Source organism: Endozoicomonas euniceicola (assembly GCF_025562755.1).
GTDB classification, from domain to species: domain Bacteria; phylum Pseudomonadota; class Gammaproteobacteria; order Pseudomonadales; family Endozoicomonadaceae; genus Endozoicomonas_A; species Endozoicomonas_A euniceicola.
Map to the genome: position 1 here is coordinate 4,989,157 of NZ_CP103300.1, position 16,022 is coordinate 5,005,178.

At 50.9% G+C, this 16,022-nt stretch carries 17 protein-coding genes, 1 pseudogene and 1 riboswitch; of the genes and pseudogenes, 6 read left to right on the forward strand and 12 right to left on the reverse strand.

The window, feature by feature from the left end; all coding sequences use genetic code 11:
* Nucleotides 1–30: 30 nt before the first annotated feature.
* The gene (locus NX720_RS20205) at nucleotides 31–597 is read right to left on the reverse strand and encodes a hypothetical protein (RefSeq protein ID WP_262597041.1); all 567 of its coding nucleotides are present in this window, start codon (nucleotides 595–597) and stop codon (nucleotides 31–33) included.
* A gap of 371 nt (nucleotides 598–968) precedes the next feature.
* Between NX720_RS20205 and NX720_RS20210 the strand changes: the two genes are divergently transcribed.
* Nucleotides 969–2,246 (forward strand): O-acetylhomoserine aminocarboxypropyltransferase/cysteine synthase family protein, encoded by a 1,278-nt coding sequence (locus NX720_RS20210; protein WP_262597042.1) that lies wholly within the window; start codon nucleotides 969–971, stop codon nucleotides 2,244–2,246.
* A gap of 86 nt (nucleotides 2,247–2,332) precedes the next feature.
* Here the strand turns inward: NX720_RS20210 and napF are convergent, their stop codons facing one another.
* From napF to moaA, 3 genes are all read right to left on the reverse strand, one after another.
* Nucleotides 2,333–2,857 carry a ferredoxin-type protein NapF gene (napF, locus tag NX720_RS20215; protein ID WP_262597044.1) on the reverse strand — a complete coding sequence of 175 codons (525 nt, stop codon included), beginning with the start codon at nucleotides 2,855–2,857 and terminating at the stop codon, nucleotides 2,333–2,335.
* 20 nt (nucleotides 2,858–2,877) lie between these two features.
* A complete protein-coding gene (locus tag NX720_RS20220) occupies nucleotides 2,878–3,543 on the reverse strand; it encodes a TorD/DmsD family molecular chaperone (RefSeq protein ID WP_262597046.1) in 666 nt (221 codons plus the stop codon).
* Nucleotides 3,544–3,712: 169 nt separating this feature from the next.
* Complete coding sequence (gene moaA, locus NX720_RS20225; protein ID WP_262597048.1) at nucleotides 3,713–4,693, reverse strand: GTP 3',8-cyclase MoaA; 981 nt, start codon at nucleotides 4,691–4,693, stop codon at nucleotides 3,713–3,715.
* Nucleotides 4,682–4,825, reverse strand: a riboswitch (molybdenum cofactor riboswitch). It overlaps the preceding gene by 12 nt.
* A gap of 105 nt (nucleotides 4,826–4,930) precedes the next feature.
* Between moaA and mobB the strand changes: the two genes are divergently transcribed.
* From mobB to NX720_RS20245, 4 genes are all read left to right on the forward strand, one after another.
* On the forward strand, nucleotides 4,931–5,470 hold the full coding sequence (gene mobB, locus NX720_RS20230) for a molybdopterin-guanine dinucleotide biosynthesis protein B (protein WP_262597050.1): 540 nt from the start codon (nucleotides 4,931–4,933) through the stop codon (nucleotides 5,468–5,470).
* A gap of 342 nt (nucleotides 5,471–5,812) precedes the next feature.
* A complete protein-coding gene (locus NX720_RS20235; protein ID WP_262597051.1) occupies nucleotides 5,813–8,245 on the forward strand; it encodes a DMSO/selenate family reductase complex A subunit in 2,433 nt (810 codons plus the stop codon).
* A 13-nt stretch (nucleotides 8,246–8,258) separates the two neighbouring features.
* Nucleotides 8,259–8,885 carry a DMSO/selenate family reductase complex B subunit gene (locus NX720_RS20240; RefSeq protein WP_262597052.1) on the forward strand — a complete coding sequence of 209 codons (627 nt, stop codon included), beginning with the start codon at nucleotides 8,259–8,261 and terminating at the stop codon, nucleotides 8,883–8,885.
* Complete coding sequence (locus NX720_RS20245; RefSeq protein WP_262597053.1) at nucleotides 8,882–9,721, forward strand: dimethyl sulfoxide reductase anchor subunit family protein; 840 nt, start codon at nucleotides 8,882–8,884, stop codon at nucleotides 9,719–9,721. The genes NX720_RS20240 and NX720_RS20245 overlap by 4 nt, the downstream gene beginning before the upstream one ends.
* 205 nt (nucleotides 9,722–9,926) lie before the next feature.
* Here NX720_RS20245 and modC read toward each other — a convergent pair whose 3' ends face one another.
* The 8 genes and pseudogenes from modC to NX720_RS20285 form a co-directional block, all read right to left on the reverse strand.
* A complete protein-coding gene (modC, locus tag NX720_RS20250; RefSeq protein WP_262597056.1) occupies nucleotides 9,927–11,012 on the reverse strand; it encodes a molybdenum ABC transporter ATP-binding protein in 1,086 nt (361 codons plus the stop codon).
* Nucleotides 11,012–11,674: a molybdate ABC transporter permease subunit gene (gene modB / locus NX720_RS20255; protein ID WP_262597057.1), complete on the reverse strand. Its 663-nt coding sequence runs from the start codon at nucleotides 11,672–11,674 to the stop codon at nucleotides 11,012–11,014. Before modB ends, modC begins: the two co-directional genes overlap by 1 nt.
* Before the next feature lie 15 nt (nucleotides 11,675–11,689).
* Nucleotides 11,690–12,439, reverse strand: coding sequence for a molybdate ABC transporter substrate-binding protein (gene modA, locus NX720_RS20260; RefSeq protein WP_262597059.1), 750 nt, complete (start codon nucleotides 12,437–12,439; stop codon nucleotides 11,690–11,692).
* Complete coding sequence (gene moaE, locus NX720_RS20265) at nucleotides 12,439–12,897, reverse strand: molybdopterin synthase catalytic subunit MoaE (protein WP_262597060.1); 459 nt, start codon at nucleotides 12,895–12,897, stop codon at nucleotides 12,439–12,441. Before moaE ends, modA begins: the two co-directional genes overlap by 1 nt.
* Nucleotides 12,898–12,899: 2 nt before the next feature.
* Nucleotides 12,900–13,151 carry a molybdopterin converting factor subunit 1 gene (gene moaD / locus NX720_RS20270; protein WP_262597063.1) on the reverse strand — a complete coding sequence of 84 codons (252 nt, stop codon included), beginning with the start codon at nucleotides 13,149–13,151 and terminating at the stop codon, nucleotides 12,900–12,902.
* Between the two features lie 33 nt (nucleotides 13,152–13,184).
* The gene (gene moaC / locus NX720_RS20275) at nucleotides 13,185–13,658 is read right to left on the reverse strand and encodes a cyclic pyranopterin monophosphate synthase MoaC (protein ID WP_262597065.1); all 474 of its coding nucleotides are present in this window, start codon (nucleotides 13,656–13,658) and stop codon (nucleotides 13,185–13,187) included.
* The gene (gene moaB / locus NX720_RS20280) at nucleotides 13,655–14,197 is read right to left on the reverse strand and encodes a molybdenum cofactor biosynthesis protein B (protein ID WP_262601622.1); all 543 of its coding nucleotides are present in this window, start codon (nucleotides 14,195–14,197) and stop codon (nucleotides 13,655–13,657) included. Before moaB ends, moaC begins: the two co-directional genes overlap by 4 nt.
* Before the next feature lie 180 nt (nucleotides 14,198–14,377).
* Nucleotides 14,378–14,872: pseudogene (locus NX720_RS20285) on the reverse strand (molybdenum cofactor guanylyltransferase); the annotation flags it as partial.
* Nucleotides 14,873–15,160: 288 nt separating this feature from the next.
* Between NX720_RS20285 and NX720_RS20290 the strand changes: the two are divergent.
* Nucleotides 15,161–15,907 (forward strand): AAA family ATPase, encoded by a 747-nt coding sequence (locus NX720_RS20290; protein ID WP_262597066.1) that lies wholly within the window; start codon nucleotides 15,161–15,163, stop codon nucleotides 15,905–15,907.
* Nucleotides 15,908–16,022 lie beyond the last annotated feature (115 nt).

Sequence of the window (16,022 nt, forward strand, 5' to 3'; positions counted from 1 at the left end):
ACTCACTTCATGGGGGTAATGGTAAGGTTGTTATTTTGCCTTTAGAGTGTAAACGCCTTCTTCTGTGACGCTCCATTCACACTGGGCACCATGAAATTCAGCCTTGTCGGTGACTGGTTTTGCCGGGCCTGAAGCAGCAATATAGAAGACACAGGTTTTAGCCGGAGGTTGCGATTTTGATGAGACCGATCGCTTCACTTCATTGTTGGACAGATAAGGGTGTGATGTTTTCATCGCCAGATGGTCCTCGGGCTGCCACGTCATGGTAACGGTGATGGTTCCCCAGAAGTCACCACCTTTTGCATTTTGATGCCCAAGGGTAACGGGCCTGGCTTGATCAACCCATTGTGGTGTCTGTAGTTGAATATACGAGTCAGGATCACCTAAATTCTGATAGACAAACCAGCTGACTGTTTTGCATTGATTGTTGGGTAGAACCATTGTTCCTGTTTCGCTGCTGTAATGAGCATAAGATTCCCATGCCCCCGACTCACTCTCACTGATTAAATTGATTTGAAAGTGAGTTGGGCAAAATGGTGCTGACACAGCCTCGCCCGCCAGCAAAGCCGACAAAAAGACAGGTGCAATATACTTCATGGATTTAAGCCTTTCCTAAGTCAATTAAGCGACTCAGTATAGAAAAGCTATGAGAAATTGCTGAATTTCTCCTGTTTAATAGCCAAACCCCACTTATGGGTTGGCGCTGTTTGCAGCGTTGTTTTGATAGGAGCGTGTTGATAGAGCATGGAGCCATTATACCCAAAGCATCTCTATGTGTATGATGTGTGGCATGATGTAAGGGGCGCAGCATTCAATAACTTACCGGGCTTTTGGCTGTTGGCTTTTGGCTATTAGCTGCTCATACAGCCAACCGCCAAAAGCCAACAGCGGTATATTATGTTCTGCTGCTTCCCTAAGACCAGAAATAACAACGATTACCCGTCATTTGTCCAATAAGGATCTTGTTTATGAAGCCTGAAACCATTGCCTTACACGCTGGATATGAGGGTGACCCTGCCACCCGTGCAGCTACAGCCCCTATCTACCAGACGGTTTCCTACACCTTTGATGACACCCAGCATGGGGCAGACCTGTTTGACTTGAAAGTACCGGGTAATATTTATTCGCGGATTATGAACCCTACAAACGCAGTACTGGAGTCACGACTGGCTGCTTTGGAGGGAGGCATTGGTGCGCTGACGGTGGCCTCTGGCATGATCGCTATCACGTATGCCATACAAACCATTGCTGAGGCGGGTTGCAATATTGTTTCCACCAGTGAGCTGTATGGTGGTACTTATAATCTCTTTGCTCATACGCTTCCACGTCAGGGTATTGATGTGCGTTTTGCTGCCCATGATGATTTCGCCGGGCTGGAAGCTTTGATTGATAACAATACCCGGGCGGTGTTTTGTGAGTCTATTGGTAACCCAGCGGGCAATGTCGTGGATATTCAGAGGCTGGCGGAATTGGCTCACCGCCATGGGGTGCCGCTGGTGGTGGATAATACCGTGGCGACCCCGATACTGTGCCGTCCCATTGAGCATGGTGCAGATATTGTCGTGCATTCGTTAACCAAATACGTGGGTGGTCATGGTACGACCCTTGGGGGAGTGATTGTCGATAGCGGAAAATTTGACTGGGTGGCCAATAAACAACGGTTTTCCATTTTGAATGAGCCAGATCCTTCTTATCATGGCGTCGTTTATACCGAAGCACTGGGTGAGGCTGCTTATATTGGCCGGGCGCGGGTGGTTCCATTGAGAAACACCGGTGGGGCACTGGCTGCTCAGAGCGCGTTCCAGTTAATGCAGGGGCTGGAAACTCTGGCACTGCGTATGGAGCGGCATTGTGAGAATGCGCATAATGTAGCGGCCTACCTTAATGACCATCCCCTGGTGAACTGGGTCAACTACGCCGGCCTGGAGGGTAGTCCGTATCGATCGACGGCAGAAAAAATCACCGGAGGCAGTGGGTCGGGCATCCTGAGCTTTGGCATTAAAGGTGGCAAAGAGGCGGGTGCTCGATTTATTGATGCTTTGCAGATGATTCTCAGGCTGGTGAATATTGGGGATGCCAAATCTCTGGCTTGTCATCCTGCTACGACCACGCATCGGCAGTTAAGCACTCAGGAGTTGGAAGCCGCTGGGGTGACGGAAGATATGGTCAGACTATCCATCGGGATTGAGCATATTGATGATATTATCGGGGATATCGATCAGGCGCTTCAGGCCAGTGTAATGTGATGAATACGAGCCAGGCTTACAGGCATTAACTTGCCTGGCTCACTCCTCTGTTTAGCTATCGGTGCCAGCGTAACCAGAAGCTAACCTCACTCCCGCTTATGTAAAGTAATCGCCTTGTCATAACAGTCCAGTGAGCATTCACCACACCCGGTACACAGCGTTTCATCGATCTGCGCTCGCTTCTCATCAATGCGAATCGCATCTTCTTCACAGGCATCTACACAAAAGTCACAGGGCTGATTGAGTGTGAGCTGACAGTGACCACTGACTCTGGCTACTGCCTGTATACGACGACCGTCCTCTTTACTCAGAGCCCCTGTCGGGCAGTGGTCAACACACTGGTCACAAAAATCACAGCGACCGTAATCCAGCGAGAGAACAGGGAGTCCCTTTAACACGGGATGGCTTTCCTCTGACCGGCGAATCACCCGTTGTGGGCAGGCATCTACGCACCGGTCACAGCGATCACACAGTGCCAGAAATGTCTGGTTATCCTGCGCCCAGGGTGGGCGTGGATAGATCGATTCAGGCAGTTCAACCGGTTTAGGTTTGACCAGTCGTCGAAATAATGCCCGGCGACCGGGGGAGGCGAGTTCTTCTGAATGGTTCATTGATCTGTTCATCAAAACGTTCAGCGATACAGTCTGACAATTCGATATTCAGCCCCGGTCAGGGCGGCCAGTTGTTCAAGGCTGCCTTTTATCAGCTGGCTGATGCCACGGTACACATCGGTTTGTGCATTGTCGTACATTACTGCCAGAAAGCGGGGAGCCCAGGTCAGTACATGTTCAGTTAAGAAATCTTTTAATACGTCACGCTGGGTGTCCAGACAGGCACTGTCCGGTTCTGTTTCCACCATTTTGGCAAGGCGGTCAGCCATAAACGCAAACATCAGGCCCAGATGGTCTTCCGGCTCCCGTGTCCCTGTGTCTATTTCAACGCCACAGTCACGGTAGAACTGTTTAGCGGCAAGGGTTGGTTCGCCACACAGAGTCTGTTCTTCAGTCAGATAAACTGAAGCCCAGGGAGCCGCTTTCAGTTCATCCGGCCCTAAAAACAGTTCGGCATAATCAGCCTTAATGTCACGACTGGTTTCAGGGACAGATGGCTGCAGACCTTTGGCAATTAATGTCAGTCCGTCATTTATTTCATGGTGGGAAGTGCTGTCCTGTCCGTGCTCGGCAAGCTGTTTTAACTGCTCCAGAAACTCAACGTCAGGTGTCTTATGAAGGCACTGGTAGATCAGTTGGCAGGAAAACTGGAAGTCCGCCAGAATCGTCGGGGTTTCATTGCTCATGGTTACTTCCCGTTAATCGAAAAATTAAGAGGCAGGTTCTGTTGATCGTAACGTGTGGATGATCCCATTTCAGGGTGGTGATGTCTCTTGCGACTTTTCCGGTGAAGGTTTCGCATTCGGGATGTTGTTCCACAGGATTCGTACAGAAAGCAGCAGGCTGGGGGGCTGGTTAACCACCAATCTGCGCCAGTGTGGCTGTGCCGCCGGTAAAGCCATCTTCCAGAAAGTGTTTATCCTGCTTTAGCTGGATAAAGTTGCGGATGCGGTTGATCAGTTCCGGCTGTTGCTGGTCGCTCTGTAGCAGGTCTCTCAGGTCGTAGCCCTGGTCGCCGAACAGGCACAGCTGTAGTTTGCCCAGGCTGCTGACCCGCAGACGGTTGCAGTCGTCACAGAAATCCGGTGAATAGGGCGTAATCAGGCCGATGCGACCACGGTAGTCGGGGTGATAATATTCCTGCGCGGGCCCTGCTGATTTATGCCGGACTACCCTGACCCAGCCGCTGTTGAGCAACTGTTCGCGCACGGTATTACCCGCCAGGTGTTGCTGGTTAAAGAAGTCCTGGTTATCTCCGGTCTGCATCAGTTCAATAAAGCGGAGGGTGATGGGCTGGTCCTTAATCCAGTTCAGGAAGTCAGGCAGCTGGTCAGCGTTGTGACCACGCATCAGTACCGCATTGACCTTGAAACCCGGCATGCCCAGCTGGAACCCTCTCTTGATACCGTTCAGGACTTCCTGCAGGCGGTCATGGCCGGTGATGGTCTGGAAACCCCGGGCATCCAGGCTGTCTATGCTGACGTTGATAGCGTCCACCCCAGCTTTCAGCCAGGACTCAATTCGCTCATCCATCCTGTAACCATTGGTGGTCATGGCGACGGTCTGAATACCGGGAATCTGTTTAATCGTCGATACAATGTCGTTAAATTCATGGCGCAGGGTCGGCTCACCACCGGTAATACGCACTTTTTCTACACCCAGCCGGGCGAAAGCACTAATTAATCGTCGTATTTCGTCTACGGTCAGGGATTGCTTATGGTGATGCTCTTCACACCCGTCAGGCAAGCAGTAATTGCAGCGGAAATTACACAGGTCGGTAATCGAGAGTCTCAGGTAGGGGAAGGTTCGCCCCAGGTTGTCTTGCAAACGTAACATTAAACACCTTTCCAAATGCGGGAGGCACTGGCATTTCTGCCAGAACCCTGGTAGCAGCGAGTACGTCATTCTGCTACGGCTTCAGAACCATGCCATGGGTTTAGGGGCTGAAGCTCGGCGCTCATAATAATAATTGTCAGGGACTATCCTAACGATCTGTGCGAGTGATTTCCATACAGAAAAGCTGCTTTGTGAAAAAATGTTTATCATACTGCTCGACTTTTGTTGGCTTTAATTATGCGCATTGTAAATTGTCAAACACCTCTAATCGGATTTGCGGCGTACAGTGGTACGGGTAAGACCACACTGCTGGAAAAGCTGCTGCCCATTCTGGTAGGGCGAAAACTCAGGGTGGGAATAGTAAAAGCATCGCACCATGATATTGATCCGGACAAACCGGGCAAGGACAGTTATCGTCTGCGGCATGCGGGTGCCACACAGCTGGTCTTGAGCACGCCACGGCGGTCTGTCTGTTACACCGAGCGAGACCCGGGTACCCCCCGTACGCTTGCAGAACAGCTTCGTTTGCTGGACCTGGATAACCTGGACCTGGTCGTGGTGGAAGGGTTTCGTGATGAGCCTTTTGCCAAGATCGAACTGCACCGGCCCGTTCTGAACAAACCCCTGTTGTATCCCGGCGACTCTAATATTATTGCCATCGCCCGTGATGATTCTGGCTATCAGCCAGAGCGTTTAATGCCGGTTCTGGATATCAACCATCCTGAACAGATTGCAGACTTTATTATTGCCACCTTCTTTAAAGGAATTATCCCATGACTGATTGCTGATGAATTAATACACTCCGCGGCGCCAACCTGCACAGGTAGCGGCAAATCTAAATCATTCTTATCTGCCGGTACGTTAGGGACAGGCTTTATATGGCGGGTAGATACCGCACTTGCGCTGGTAAGTGGCCGCATGGTCAGAGTGTTTAATATTTGGCAGCACAAAAAATAGTCAACACTAGTTGATTCAGATCAATTATTGCCTGCGAAACATGCCTTTATTATTTGCACAGCCTGAATCCTGACTGCAAGCTCTCGTCCATGTGCCTATTAAAAAAACATTTTATTTCAGGAGTTTGCTACTCAGGTCAAACCCAATTGACCGGAGCACTCAATGAAAAACTGGCTTGATAAAACGATTCTGTCGCCTATGAAGCGGCGCAGCTTTATGAAGTGGGGCTCGCTGTTAGGAGGCGCCTCTGTAGTCAGCGCAGGACTACCGCTAAAGTCTGTTGCCAAAGCTGCTTTTACCGATAAGAAAACCCCTGAAAACAAAACGACCTGGTCCGCCTGTATGGTGAACTGCGGGAGTCGCTGCGCACTGCGGGTGCATACTAATGACGGCGTTATTACCCAAATAGAGTCTGATAATCGGGGTGACGATAAAGTTTTTGGAGAGCACCAGATTCGTGCCTGCCTGCGAGGTCGTTCTATTAAGCATCGGGTTTATAACCCGGATCGCCTGAAATACCCGATGAAGCGTATCGGAGAGCGTGGTGAAGGTCGTTTTGAGCGTATCAGCTGGGATGAGGCGCTGGATCTGCTGGCTGGAAAAATGAAGCACATCATTGACGCCTATGGCAATGAGTCCATCTTTTTCACTTACGGCACCGGTACGCAAGGCTATCGAACCGATGGTCAGCATGCCCTGCATCGCCTGATGAATATGCTGGGGGGCAACCTGAATTATTATGGTAACTACAGCTGGGGACAGATTCAGCATGCCCTGCCTTTCACATACGGTGATATCAAGGCCGCTGCTAATGGTAGTTATACCTCGGAAATTAAAAGCGCAGATCTGCTGGTGATGTTTGGGTACAACCCGGCTGAAACCCGAATGAGTGGCGGCGGTGAAATTTACGAGCACAGCGTGGCTGTGCGTGAGAGAAATGTTCGCACCATCATTATTGATCCTCGTTATACCGACACTATGCTGGGTAAAGAAGATGAATGGATTCCTATTCGTCCCGGAACCGATGCTGCGCTGGTTGAAGGTATTGCCCATGTGTTGATTACCGAGAACCTGGTGGACCAGGCATTTCTGGATAAGTACTGTCAGGGCTACGATGAAAAAACACTGCCGGCCAGTGCTCCGAAAAATGGACACTATAAAGCTCATATCCTGGGTCAGGGGCCTGACGGTATCGAAAAAACACCGGTGTGGGCTTCTGGCATAACTGGTATTCCAGCCAAAAAGATTATTCAGCTGGCTCGCGAAATTGGTTCTGCCAAACCGGCTTATATCCTTCAGGGTACTGGCATTCAACGTCAGGCCAACGGTGAGCAGTCAGCCCGTTCTATTGTTATGTTGCCCATTCTGACCGGTAACATTGGTCTGCCCGGTACTAATACCGGTGATATGCCCGCGAACTATAGTTACCCGGTGCCAACAATTCCGACCGGAACAAACCCTGTAAAAGCCTCTATTCCTTTCTTTGGCTGGACGGACGCTATCGTCCGGGGTCAGGAAATGACAGACAAAACGGATGGCGTTCTGGGCGTTAAGCAATTAAACACGTCAATCAAAATGCTGATCAGTTATGCCAGTAATATGTTGGCTAACCAGCATGCTGATATAAACCGCACGAGAGAAATCTTGCGTGATGAAAGCCTGTGTGAATTTATCGTTCTTCTCGATAATCATATGACACCGAGCGCACGCTTTGCTGATTTGCTGTTACCTGATGTGACGACTCTGGAAAACACAGAGGTCAGCTCCGATGGTTACGCTTCCGGTTCTCTGGGTGCAGTTGTACCACTGGTACCGGCTATTAAGCCGATGTATGAGTGCCGCAGTGCTTACGATGTGTGTGTGGGCGTAGCAGAACGTTTTGGAATTCGTGAGCAGTATACAGAAGGCCGTACCCATGAGCAGTGGGTTGAGTATCTGTACGCCGGAGCCCGGGCCAAAGACTCCCGCTTACCCTCTCTGGAGCAGCTGCGAAAAGACGGTCCTTTCAGGGTTATGGCACCGGAGGATAAACGGGTTGCACTGGAAGACTTCCGTACTGACCCGGTGAAACACGCATTAGGAACACCTTCGGGTAAAATTGAAATCTACTCCACCAAGCTGGAGAAGATTGCAAAAGAGTGGATTCTGCCTGAAGGCGATGTCATCACCCCGTTACCGCAATATGTGACCACCTGGGAAAGTCACCTTGATCCGCTGACAGAGAAGTATCCTTTGCAGCTGGTTGGTTTCCACACTAAAGGGCGGGTTCACTCGACTTATCATAACATTCCGGAACTTCGTGAAGCGGTGATGGATGGCGTCTGGATGAACCCGATTGATGCGAAGACCCGTGGCATTAAAAATGGTGACCAGGTACGTATCTGGAATGACCGTGGCGAAACCCGGGTTCTGGCTAAGGTAACTCCACGAATCATTCCCGGAGTGATGGCTTTGGGTGAAGGTGCCTGGTACAAGCCAGATCGCAAAGGGGTTGATCGTGGTGGTTGTTTCAATGTGTTGACGAATCAAAGGCCAACACCTTTGTCGAAAGGGAACCCCCAACACACCAATCTGGTTGAAATCGCCAAGGTCTGAGGAGTATTGAACAATGGCTCAAATGGGATTCTATGTCGATACCAGCAAGTGTACCGGCTGTAAAACCTGTCAACTGTCTTGTAAAGACAAAAATGATCTGCCAGTAGGTATGAACTGGCGTCGTGTTTACGAATACTCCGGAGGTGACTGGGTTCAGCACGAAGACGGTACTTTCAGCAATGATGTGTTTGCTTATTATGTATCCATCAGCTGTAACCACTGTGCGCAGCCTGCCTGTACCAAAGCATGCCCGACAGGCGCTATGCATAAGCGTGAAGAAGACGGTCTGGTAGTCGTGGACAACACCGTATGCGTAGGCTGCCGTTACTGTGAAATGGCCTGTCCTTACGGGGCACCACAGTTTAACCCGGTCAAGAAAGTTATGAGTAAGTGCGATGGCTGTTATGAAAGAGTGGCTACAGGCCAACAGCCAGTGTGTGTTGAGTCCTGCCCGCTGCGTGCGCTGGAGTTTGGCCCGATTGATGAATTGCGTGCCAGATACGGAAACCGTGCCGATATTGCGCCACTGCCGGATCCGACGCTGACCAATCCATCAGTAATTATTGGTACCTCTCGTAATTCCCGCCTGAGCGGTGATAAAGAAGGCAAAATTGAGAACCCGCAGGAGGTAGGATTATGAGTCAGTTGTCTCTGGTTTTCTTCACTGTTCTGGCACAAAGCGCAGTTGGTTTGTTTGTCACTCTTGGCCTGGTTGAAATGCTGGCCAAGCCAAATGAAAAGGTGATGACACGCAGCTTTATGGCCGTGTTTGTTCTGTTGGGTTTGGGTGCGGTGGCATCGATCACCCACCTGGGACAACCTTTCCGGATGTTCAACGTATTGTTGGGTCTGGAACACTTCTCTGCACTGAGTCTGGAAATTGTGGCTCTTAGCCTGTTTGGTGGTGCCGGTGTCACCTATACGGCTATGCGGCTTTTTGGTATTGCACCAGGATTGCAAAAGCTGGTGTTGCCTGTTGCCATGGTGTTGGGAGTTGTTTTGATTCTTGCTATTTCAAGAGTTTACACGCTGGCAACAGTAACGAGCTGGAACAGCAACTGGACACCTTTTCAGTTCCTGATGACGGCAGCGGTTGTGGGGCCCATAGCGGCGGCTGCATTATTGCGCTTTCAGTCAGTCAACCTTAGCGGTCTGGCTCTGACTGATAAAGCGTTAGGAATGGCTGTATTGATGACAATGACCATTGCCCTGGTGGGTTATGTAGGCTACTTGTTCTGGCTGGGACAGTTACCGGTTGCTGTTAATCCTATGGCGATGCTGAGCTACGGTCAGATACTGACGGTGGTTCGTCTGGTGCTTCTGGTGGGTGGGGTACTGATGTTTGCAGTCTCTGCCATGCGTGGTGGCAACAGTGGTTATCCGGCTGCAATCAGCTTTGTTGTCGTGCTGGCCTCTGAATTTATGGGTCGTGCTTTCTTCTACGATATCTATCTGAGTGCTGGTTCCGGCATGTAAGTGATAACGCCTGGCAGCCCCGGGTCAGCGACTGCTGGCTCAGGGTTGCACTGTTTTCCCGCCTTTTTACTGCCCCCATGGACATATTTTAAGAGCAAAGCCCATTTGTTGATGGAGGAAGGTGGGTCAGTACTTGTTATTGCTGAGGCTGATCCGGCTGTTGATCCATCCATGATATCTCTCTTTTGATCATACCGCTTATGATCTAGAGCACTTCCAGACCCGATGCCTTAAAACAGGCGAACACTGTATTGCCAGCAGACAGTTGTAATGTATCAAAGGACTTTCGGGTGATCTGGCAGATCAGTTCCTGCTCTCCAAGACTCAGGGAGAGCAGTACATGATGATGGCCCTGCTTCTGCAAACTGGCAATATGGACCGGTATACAGTTCTGGATGCTGGATGCCTGTAAAGGCTCCAGGGTCAGGCTGATTTCACTGGCTGGCACCACCACCCTTACAGGGGTTCCTGTTGGTCGGCTGTTCAGTTGACCTGCGTACAGCCTGTGTTGATCGACCTGTATTGTTGTAAGCCCGTAGTGTGGATCGTGCTTCAATACGGTGGCATCCAGCGCTGATAAAGGCTGGTCGCTGTTATCCTGTTCCTCCAACCGGTTAAGCAAGTGTCGGCAGATCCCTTTTTCAATGACCTGTCCCTGGTGCATCAGCAGCAGGCTGTCTGCCAGCCTTGCCACTTCTTCTTTAGAATGACTGACAAAAACGACGGGGATTTTGAATTCCCGCTGAATCTGTTTCAGACAGGGCATTATGCTGAGCCGGGAAGGCCAGTCCAGAGAGGCCAGCGGTTCGTCCATTAACAGCAGGGAAGGGGCGTTAAGAAGAGTGCGGGCAATGGCAACCCGCTGTTTTTCTCCGCCGGACAGTTTATCCACCGTTCGCTCCAGCAGATGTCCGATACCCATCTGCTGAATGATGTCAGCAAAAGACAGTGCCGCCTGATTCGGGTTAGCCCGTTTCCGGGCAAACTGAAGGTTGCCCGTCACATTCAGGTGCGGAAACAGTCTCGCCTCCTGAAAAATGTAACCAATGCCCCGCTGCTCTGGTGGTAAAAAAATACCCTGCTCCGAATCAAGCCATGTGCGACCGTTACAGATTATCCGGCCCTGTACGCCGGTTTCCAGCCCGGCAAGACAGCGTAGCAGTGACGTCTTTCCGCACCCGGATGACCCCATAACTCCCCAGATACCATCGAGTGCCAGGCTCTGGTCGAGACTGATATGAAAATGATCCCTGGGCAGGTCCAGCGTAAATTGCAGAATGTTGTTATCCATCAACGTTGATTCCCCCGACGATCAATACTGTACAGAACAACCAGTAAGGCCATGGCAAAGGCAAGCAGGCCGCCGGCAATGGTATGGGCCGTTGCAAACTGCTGGGTTTCCACCGCATCAAACAGGGCGATGGACAATACCTGGGTTTCACCGGGAATATTGCCGCCAATCATTAAGACCACACCAAACTCACCAACGGTATGGGCAAAGCCCATGCAGGCAGCCAGAAGCAGGGCGCGCTGGGTGTTGGGCAGAACAATCGTCATGAAACGATCCAGACGACGGGCGCCCAGCATTGCAGCCGCTTCAAGCAGGCCATGATCCAGCTGTTCAAAGGATCGCTGCAATGGTTGTACGACAAAAGGCAGGGAGTACAGTACCGAAGCGACCACCAGACCGGAAAAGCTGAACGCCAGCGTAGAGCCGGTTATGCTCAGCCAGAGCTGTCCCGGAGGGTTGTTGGGCGAAAAGGCCAGCAGCAGGTAAAAGCCCAGTACCGTCGGTGGCAAAACCAGCGGCAGCCCAACCAGTGCTTCAATCACCGGTCGCAGACGACTGCGCATAGTGGAGAGCTTCCATGCCAGGGGAATGCCAGTCACCATTAAAATCAGAGTGGTGGTTAACGCCAGTTTCAGAGTCAGCCAGACTGCTGCTGATAACATAAGTCGCCAGTTTCCTTACTTTGCGGGTCGGTATCCGTGATTGGCAATATAAGCCTGACTGGTGTCACTGAGCAGAAAGTCCCTGAAGATTTTAGCCAGAGGCTGTTTGCTTCGTTTCAAAAGTACCAGCTCCTGCCGGATCGGGGCGTAGTAATCTTCGGGGATTTCCAGCAAGTGGCTTTCAGGCTGATCCATAACCTGGGACTTTGCCACCAGACCCAGACTGACATTACCGCTGACTACAAACTGCCACGTCTGCTGAATGTTAGCCCCCTGAATCAGCCTGCCCTGATAGCCCTGCCAGAGGTGCATCTTTTCCAGGGTCTGTTGTGCCGCAAGACCATAGGGTGCCAGTGCCGGATTGGCAATCGCCAGACGACCTTTATATTCTTCCAGAGTCTTCAGACTCAGGGGGCTGTCAGAGGTGCTCCATAACACCAGACGACCATAGGCGTAAGGTTCACGACTGCCGGGAACGATTAAGTCATCCTGCTCCAGCCTTGCGGGGCGTTCTGCATCGGCTGACAGGAACAGGTCAAAAGGTGCGCCATTGCTGATCTGGTTGTAGAGAGTGCCGGATGAAGCCGATGAGACCAGCACTTTACTATCGTGCTGCTGTTCGAACTCCTTTGCCAGTTCGTCAATAACGGGTTTGAAATTAGCGGCCACCGCCAGTCTAAGGTTGGCGGCGTTAGCAATCGGACTGAGCATTGTCGTCAATAGTGCCAGGCCGCACAGGACAATTCTCAAAGCTTTACTCTGCATTAATCTTCCCATCGTTGCGCTGCATCCTTGTCGCTCTGTCGTTCTTCAACCCACCGGTCACCCCCGGGTGTTGTTTCTTTTTTCCAGAAAGGCGCTCGGGTTTTCAGGTAGTCCATAATAAAATCGCAGGCGGCAAAGGCGTCCTGTCGATGCGCACTGGCCGTGCCGACAAAGACAATGCGGTCTGTGGGGTGGAGCTGGCCGACCCGGTGTATAACGCTGACGCCGTACAGTGACCAGCGCTCGCTGGCTTCTTCCGCTATGGCCTGCAAAGCGCTTTCGGTCATGCCCGGATAATGTTCCAGGTATAATCCATTGACCTGATTGTCCAGATTATTGTCCCGCACCAGCCCGGTAAAGGTGACAACCCCACCCACGGCAGCATTATCAGATAACCTTGCCTGCTCCTGAGCAGAGTCAAAATCCTCGTTTTGAACAGAAATATAAACAGCAGTCATGGTTATCCCCCTGTCACTGGCGGGAAGAATGCGACTTCATCACCGTCTTTTAATTCAGCATCATGGCGGGTCATGGTTTGATTTAATGCAACGAGGGTTCGCCTGTCTTCCATAATTTCACGCCAGTCGTCGCCTTTTTCAGACAACTGCTGCCGTAGCGCCGACAGGTTAGCAGGTTGCTCTTCGGGGGGGAGTGCCAGCTCATTGCAGTTCAGTTGCTCGCGGTAGCTGGCGAAAAATAATACTTTCATCATAGGACTTACATCGTCTAGTTCATTCCAACCTGTTTAATCAGCCACATAGTGACCGCTTTTGCCCCCACTTTTTTCCAGTACGCGAATGCCATCAACCCGCATGTCTTTGTCTGCGGCTTTACACATATCGTAAATGGTTAAAGCCGCTACCGAGGCGGCGGTGAGGGCTTCCATTTCGACACCGGTTTTGCCACTCAGACGACAACAGCTTTCAATACGAATACGGTTGTGCTCTGGCTGAATCTCAAACTCGACGCCAATATAATTCAACATCAATGGATGGCACAGGGGGATAAGCGTGCCGCACTGTTTTGCGGCCTGAATACCAGCGATGCGGGCCACTGCCAGCACATCGCCTTTTTTCAGGCCATTATCCTGCACCAGTATCAGGGTTTGGGGCTTCATGGTGATATAGGCTTCGGCTCTGGCTTCACGACGAGAGACGTCTTTGTCGCCAACATCCACCATGCTGGCTTTGCCCAGGGCATCGGTATGGGTCAGGCTCATTGGCTTACAGCCTTGACGGGTTCAACATTCTTCAGCTGTTCTACGAAGTTGCAGGGGCGGTGCCTGCTGTCCAGCTGTTCTTTGATAATGCCTTCCCACGCAGTTTTGCAGGCGTTGTTGGAGCCGGGCATAACAAAGATAACGGTGCCATTGGCAAAACCGGCAACGGTTCTGGACTGAATGGTTGAAGTGCCGATCTGTTCATAGGACAGCTGGCGGAACAGCTCACCATAGCCGTCTACTTCCTTGTCAAATAGTGGTAGAACGGCTTCCGGCGTGCTGTCTCTGCCAGAGAAACCAGTGCCTCCGGTGATCAGAACAGCCTGAACCGTGTTAGCAGCAATCCAGCGGGACAGTACCTCACGAATTTTGTAGATGTCGTCTTTTACAATGGCCTTTTCTGCCAGAAGATGACCTTCAGACTTAAGTTGATCGACCAGCAGGCGACCGGATGTGTCATTGTCTTCGGTGCGGGTATCGGAAACGGTCAGAACCGCAATATGCAGTGGAATAAATTCTGAAGCTTGCTTGTGCGCCATGGGGTCTCTCTGTTGTTGCGAGCACTCTTTATGAATGTTTTTAGGTTTATTAGTGCTCTGGCTCCGGGCAAAAGTCTGGCAGGCGTGCCATTCTTCCGGAGTGTTAGTGTTTATGAACAGTGTTTCCTGATCCTGTGCAGGCAGGGGAACTGCCCTGCTATCCAGGTATCTGAGCAAACGCCGGATTGAGTAATCTTTTCGGTCAGGACTATGAATAGCCCACTCAACTCTTTCCCGCAGGCAGGCGGTCACCGGCAGACAAAAGGGTAGTGCGAAGTCCTGAAAATGGCAGGGTGACTGGTGCTGCCTGCTGCGGTCTGCCAGATACTTTAGTAGCTCTGTCGAGAGCAGCGGCATATCAACGGGTACTGCCAGCAGTCTAGTTAAAAAGCAATCGTCGTTTGGTATTTTAGAGAGTGCCGCATGTATGCCGCTGAGCGGGCCTCTCCCCGGTAGTCGGTCAGTCACCGTTCTGCCAGGCTGACGGGCAGTTATCTGGTTGTTACCACTGATCAGAACCGGGTCTGCGCCGGCAGCTGCCAGTTTGTCAGCCATTGCCAGAAACAGCGGCTTTTCCTGCCACTCCAGCAAGGCTTTGTTGCGGCCCATCCTGGATGACTGCCCGCCAGCCAGAACCAGCCCGTATAAACTGCTCATAGGGATTTTTAAAACCATTTTCCTGAAGCGATGCTAGCAGAATCGCTGCCAATGAGACAGGGCTCAGGTCGGCGGACTGACTGTTTGTGTTCTGACAGAAATTCCGGAATACGCTGCTGCAGAAAGTAGTTCAGATGGTTAAACAGTTCTTCCGGCAGGAGCCTCGGCCTGCAAAAATAATGGATACAGAGTAAGAACCGTGAATCTGCGTTGAAACCTGTCTGAACACTACGGTTATCAGAAAGAAATAAACCTGAATATAATGAGTGCTGCAAAGCAACCTTAAGTAAGCGGGTGAGACATTACATGAGAAGCAGACTAAGCTTTGGATCTCCTTTTCTGCATAGAATTTCCAGTCTTGAAGAACGGTTCGAGAGAAGTCGCTTTCCCTTCAATATCCCTGCTTTTGAGAATGGAATTAATATTACCCTTGATTCAAAAGTAACCATGCTGGTTGGTGAAAATGGTAGCGGGAAGTCCACGTTGCTGGAAGCTATAGCAGAATGCTGTGGCTTCAACCCTGAAGGAGGGAGTCGAGACCATTACAGGGAGCAGTTCGAAGATCGTTCTGAATTAGCCAGCGCGCTCAGATTGTCATGGATGCCAAGAACAACAGAGGGCTTCTTTCTCAGGGCTGAAAGCTTTTTCAACTTCGCTACTTACATTGAAACCGTTTCAGACCTGCGTGCTTACGGGGGGAAGTCATTACACAAGCAGTCACACGGTGAGTCCTTTCTGGCATTATTTGAAAACAGGTTCGAACAGGGGTTCTATATTCTCGACGAGCCGGAAGCCGCTCTTTCTCCACAAAGACAGCTCACATTCATGAGTATCATCAATCAACTGGAAGTTCCCGGTCATGCGCAATTTCTGATTGCAACTCACTCTCCTATCCTGTTGAGCTACCCGGGTGCCAAAGTGATCAGTTTTGATGATGGCTGCATCAAAGAAATAAACTACCAGGACAGCAGTCACTACCAACTGACAAAGTCTTTCCTTGAAGCCCCGGAAAGGTATTTTCGCTGGTTATTTGAACAAAAGGACGATAGCTGAGACTGTTTATGGGCGTTCTTCGTTGCGCTACTCAGTTGACATCCTCCCCGCCCTGAAAAGGGTTTTGCGACACCCTCTAAAAGTACGGGGTTTTACGTGGATTCGATAAAGAATA